The 4,326-nt window shown below is 45.4% G+C and carries 6 protein-coding genes; 3 read left to right on the top strand and 3 right to left on the bottom strand.

Translation table 11 applies throughout. The features are described 5' to 3' along the window. From B5F78_RS17435 to B5F78_RS16025, 3 genes are all read left to right on the top strand, one after another. A partial coding sequence (locus B5F78_RS17435; RefSeq protein WP_158098160.1) for a hypothetical protein occupies nucleotides 1-199 on the top strand: 199 nt, incomplete at its 5' end. A gap of 35 nt (nucleotides 200-234) precedes the next feature. Beyond that, nucleotides 235-1,410 (top strand): MFS transporter, encoded by a 1,176-nt coding sequence (locus B5F78_RS16030; protein WP_022039412.1) that lies wholly within the window; start codon nucleotides 235-237, stop codon nucleotides 1,408-1,410. Between the two features lie 14 nt (nucleotides 1,411-1,424). Continuing rightward, entirely contained in the window at nucleotides 1,425-2,588 is a 1,164-nt protein-coding gene (locus tag B5F78_RS16025; RefSeq protein ID WP_087407214.1) for a DUF3843 family protein, read from the top strand. Between the two features lie 34 nt (nucleotides 2,589-2,622). On the opposite strand, the gene B5F78_RS17430 is transcribed toward B5F78_RS16025, so the two are convergent. From B5F78_RS17430 to B5F78_RS16015, 3 genes are all read right to left on the bottom strand, one after another. Continuing rightward, a complete protein-coding gene (locus B5F78_RS17430) occupies nucleotides 2,623-2,805 on the bottom strand; it encodes a hypothetical protein (protein WP_162608579.1) in 183 nt (60 codons plus the stop codon). A gap of 212 nt (nucleotides 2,806-3,017) precedes the next feature. After that, nucleotides 3,018-3,599: a Maf-like protein gene (locus B5F78_RS16020; protein WP_191763679.1), complete on the bottom strand. Its 582-nt coding sequence runs from the start codon at nucleotides 3,597-3,599 to the stop codon at nucleotides 3,018-3,020. A gap of 33 nt (nucleotides 3,600-3,632) precedes the next feature. Beyond that, on the bottom strand, nucleotides 3,633-4,151 hold the full coding sequence (locus tag B5F78_RS16015) for a KdsC family phosphatase (protein ID WP_087407213.1): 519 nt from the start codon (nucleotides 4,149-4,151) through the stop codon (nucleotides 3,633-3,635). Between the last annotated feature and the right edge of the window lie 175 nt (nucleotides 4,152-4,326).

The raw sequence follows: 4,326 nt of genomic DNA, 5'->3' as shown, positions 1-4,326 counted from the left end.
TGACGAAGAACAGGAGCGAAAAGGACCAAAAAATCGCCCAAAGCACACACGAAAACGGATACATCAAGCCAAGAAAAACTTTTTGGAGAAATTCAAAACAGCTTCTTATCATGAATCAGGGATGATTTCTTGCAAAGACGCAAAATTTTACGTCTCTACTACGAGGAAGATAGCGGTCTATCTCAAAATAGTTTCTTAACTTTGCGCCACTTAACGAAAAATGATTTCCTTGACATGAAACAAACATTGGAAGAGAACAAAGGCTTACCCGCCTCACTGCTGTGGACACTAGCCATCATTGCAGGCATCTCGGTAGCCAACCTTTATTACAACCAACCATTGTTGAATCGTATCAGCGATGAGTTGGATATTTCTGAATTTACCGCCAATCTCATTCCCATGACCACCCAGATAGGTTATGCGGCAGGACTGCTGTTCATCATTCCACTTGGCGACCTCTATAACCGGCGAAACATTATCGTTGTCAATTTTCTGCTGCTTTCAGCATCACTGTTCGGCATAGCGGTAGCGACAAACATCCATTTTATTTTGCTTGCCTCGCTCATCACGGGTATCTGTTCGGTCATGCCTCAAATCTTCATCCCAATAGCTGCCCAGTTTTCACGCCCCGAAAAGAAAGCCCAAAATGTAGGACTACTCATCAGCGGACTGCTGACCGGTATACTAGGGTCACGCGTGATAAGTGGCATTGTAGGCGAATACTGGGGATGGCGGACCATTTTCTACATTGCGGCAGGCATGATGCTGGCTTGCATTTTCATCATCATACGCACATTACCCGACATGCCTTCCAATTTTAAAGGAAGCTATTGGGGATTGATGAAATCGGTCTTTACACTCATCCGGCAGAATGCCACACTCCGCCTGGTATCTTTCCGTGCCGGACTTTGTTTCGGATGTTTTCTTACCTTGTGGGCTTGTCTTGCATTCAAGATGAGCCAAGCTCCCTTTTATGCAGGAAACAACATCATTGGAATGCTGGGACTATGCGGCATGGCAGGAGCCTTGACTGCATCTTTCGTCGGGAGATATGTACACCGCTACGGAGTAAGGCGTTTCAATTTCATCGGTTGTGGCATTATGATTGCATCGTGGTGTCTCCTCTACCTTTTCCAGAATAGTTACGCAGGCATCATTGCCGGCATCATCCTGATAGACATTGGCATGCAATGCATACAAATCAGCAATCAGACCTGTGCCCTTTCGCTGGCTCCACGTGCCGCAAACCGTGTCAACACTATTTTCATGACTACTTATTTCATCGGAGGTGCTTTCGGGACTTTTCTCGCCGGAACCTTTTGGCACCATGCCGGATGGACAGGCGTCACCCTGACCGGTGTCTGCCTTGCCGGAACCTCCTTACTTATTACCCTCTTTGCCAAACACTAAAACATAGCACTCTCATGAAGCAAAAAAACATTTACGCAAACGACTGGCTGCAAATTCATCCTTATACAACCCTACAGCCTTCCGACATTTATTTCGTGGAACTTGCCAACCGCCTGTTCCATGCATGCACTACGACAGGACTGCCCGAAGCTCTCCGCAAAAAGCTGGCGCTCTATGCTTCGGCATATCTTGAAGATCAAATATCCGGCCTGCAACTCTGGCAAAGCTTTACCGGCGAGCACCAAAGACTATACGGTACCATGCTTCCATTTTATACTATCGATGCTTCCTATTATCCCGATGAAATCAACGAGGAAGATTTGCGTTTCCTGATTTGGAACACCTGGCAGAAGGCCGGAATAACTTCCAGCTACCTTAATCCCGAAGATACCCGTATCACCAACCTGGCACAAAGCTTTTACTCCATCCTGGACAAAGCATACGAAGAAGCACCTGAAAATCCTGTACTGAAAAATTATTTTGCTTCTTTCGATAGTGAAACCGATGCCGACCGCAAATTGACCTGGCTTTTCGGGCACACGTACCTGACCGAACCTTCGATGTATCCTTATATCAACCACGTAGCACCTAACGACCGGTTCATTATGCCAACAGGTCCCTTGGCACTGTTTCTCCACGAATGGATAAGCATACTTTCGGACAACACCGACTGGAAAGCAATAAAAGGATTGTTCACAGAAGAACCTGTATTACCTCCACACATAGCCGCGGCTAATGAGAAAATCTACCGGGACTTCACCGAAGGAACCGACGGAACTTCCATTGTTTACCTGAACGGATACGGTGAACTTCGACGCTTCCTGGTCGATACATTGCACTGGCAAGATGACGACAACCACACTTTGCCGCAAATGAAAGCACACCGCAATTTCATTCTGATGACGAATCCCGCCAAAGGAATCCTCCTGGCAAAAGACATCTGCGAATACATAGCCGACAAAAACAATCCGATGTATGACCATAGCCTGGCGCAAGCCAACGCTTTCCGGTTGCTGACAGAAGAAAGCCTCTGCCCTCCCGACCTGCTCACCTACTGCATCCGCAACGGCTTACTTCCCGATGCATCACTTCCAGAAGGGAAAAACACAGACCTGATACAAAAGAATCTGGATTTCATCGCCCGTCACGCTTTACTATACTATTACCGGGGTGACTAAAGACAGGAAATCTGTCTCCTAGAGTATAAGGAATTTACGGACAACACTGAGAAGCTGTTTTGAATTTCTCCAAAAAGTTTTTCTTGGCTTGATGTATACGTTTTCGTGTGTGCTTTGGGCGATTTTTTGGTCTTTTTCGCTCCTGTTCTTCGTCAGATAGCCCGCTATCTTCCTCATCACAGAAGCGAAAATGCCTCAAAAACTCATCCCAAATCATCGCACGATAAATTCAAAACAGCTTCTGAGAAAAAACGAACATAAGTGATAAGGCTGACTTACTTATGTGAAACGCCTGGTTTACTTATGTGAAACAGCCAACTCACTTATGTTCATCAAAAGGCCTACTTGAGCTTTGAATGAATTCCGCAAGCAACCCATGTAGGGTAATCGGTCAGAATGCGGACATTCATTTTTATGATTGCACATACCTTACAGACTGCTCAATTCCTGATACAAGCGTTGCACTGGTAACCCCATTACATTATAAAATGACCCTTGAATGCTGGCCACAGCAACATAACCTATCCATTCCTGCACACCGTATGCACCTGCCTTATCGAAAGGGCGATAACGGGAAACATAATAATGTATCTCCTCCTCGCTCAACGAAGCAAAAGTTACTTCTGTCACTGATGCAAATGTCTTCTGAAACTCTGCCGTAGTCAGGCATACTCCTGTAATAACCTGATGAGTCCGTCCCGACAACTTCTTCAACATCCGACAAGCATCTGCTTCATCTTCCGGCTTTCCCAACACTTCACCATCAACATACACTATGGTATCTGCCGTGATAATCAATTCGTCCGCATCCATATCCTTACGGTAAGCATCGGCTTTCTCACGTGCAATATATACCGGTATTTCTTCACTTCTCAACGATTCAGGATATGTTTCGTTAATGCCTGGCAACACCTTCACTTCATAATCGATGCCCAAGCCTGAAAGCAATTCCCTGCGCCGGGGTGAATTGGAAGCAAGCTTCACTTTGTATTTCTGTAAATTCTCCAATATCATATCACTCTTCTATTTTTAATATTCATGCATTTACCATCCGAAAGCATCCGCGTGCGACATCCATTTGCCCTGTGCACGCAATACCTGTTCAACCACATCCCTTCCGCATCCGTATCCTCCTTTGCGATGGGAAATATACTTGCATATCGCCTTGATTTCGGGGGCGGCATCGGCAGGACAACAAGGCAAACCCACCATACGCAACACATCATAGTCGGGAATATCATCACCCATATACAATACTTCCTCCGGCATCAACTCATATTTTGCCAACAGGTCGGCATATTCGTTGGTTTTTACCGACGCACCCATATAGATATCTTTCACCCCCAGCCCTTCGTAGCGTTTCCGTATCGCTTCCGAATGGCCTCCTGTAATTATTGCCACATGCAACCCACATTTCACGGCAAGCTGCAAAGCATATCCGTCCTTGATGTTCACCGTCCGCATCGGCTCACCTTCCATGCTCATCGGAATGGTTTCGGCACTCAACACTCCGTCCACATCAAATACCAGTGCCCGTATTTTTGTCAAATCATAATTAATCATATCTGAGTTTGTGTTTTTTTAGTTTGTGAGTCTGTAAGTTCATTAGTTCAATTATTCTTATGCAAAAACTAAGAAGCTGTTTTGAATTTCTCCAAAAAGTTTTTCTTGGCTTGATGTATCTGTTTTCGTGTGTGCTTTGGGCGATTTTTTGGTCCTTTTCGCTCCTGTTCTTCGT

The organism is Bacteroides sp. An279, from assembly GCF_002159615.1.
GTDB classification, from domain to species: Bacteria; Bacteroidota; Bacteroidia; order Bacteroidales; family Bacteroidaceae; genus Phocaeicola; species Phocaeicola intestinalis.
Note: the sequence above shows the minus strand (reverse complement) of the source record. Positions and strands in the feature narration are given on the sequence as shown.

What these genes read in the sequence shown, in the direction of transcription:
- B5F78_RS16015 (WP_087407213.1), bottom strand. Translation starts at nt 4,151, where the DNA reads ATGATTAATTATGATTTGACAAAAATACGGGCACTGGTATTTGATGTG.
- B5F78_RS16030 (WP_022039412.1), top strand. Translation starts at nt 235, where the DNA reads ATGAAACAAACATTGGAAGAGAACAAAGGCTTACCCGCCTCACTGCTG.
- B5F78_RS16025 (WP_087407214.1), top strand. Translation starts at nt 1,425, where the DNA reads ATGAAGCAAAAAAACATTTACGCAAACGACTGGCTGCAAATTCATCCT.
- B5F78_RS17430 (WP_162608579.1), bottom strand. Translation starts at nt 2,805, where the DNA reads ATGATTTGGGATGAGTTTTTGAGGCATTTTCGCTTCTGTGATGAGGAA.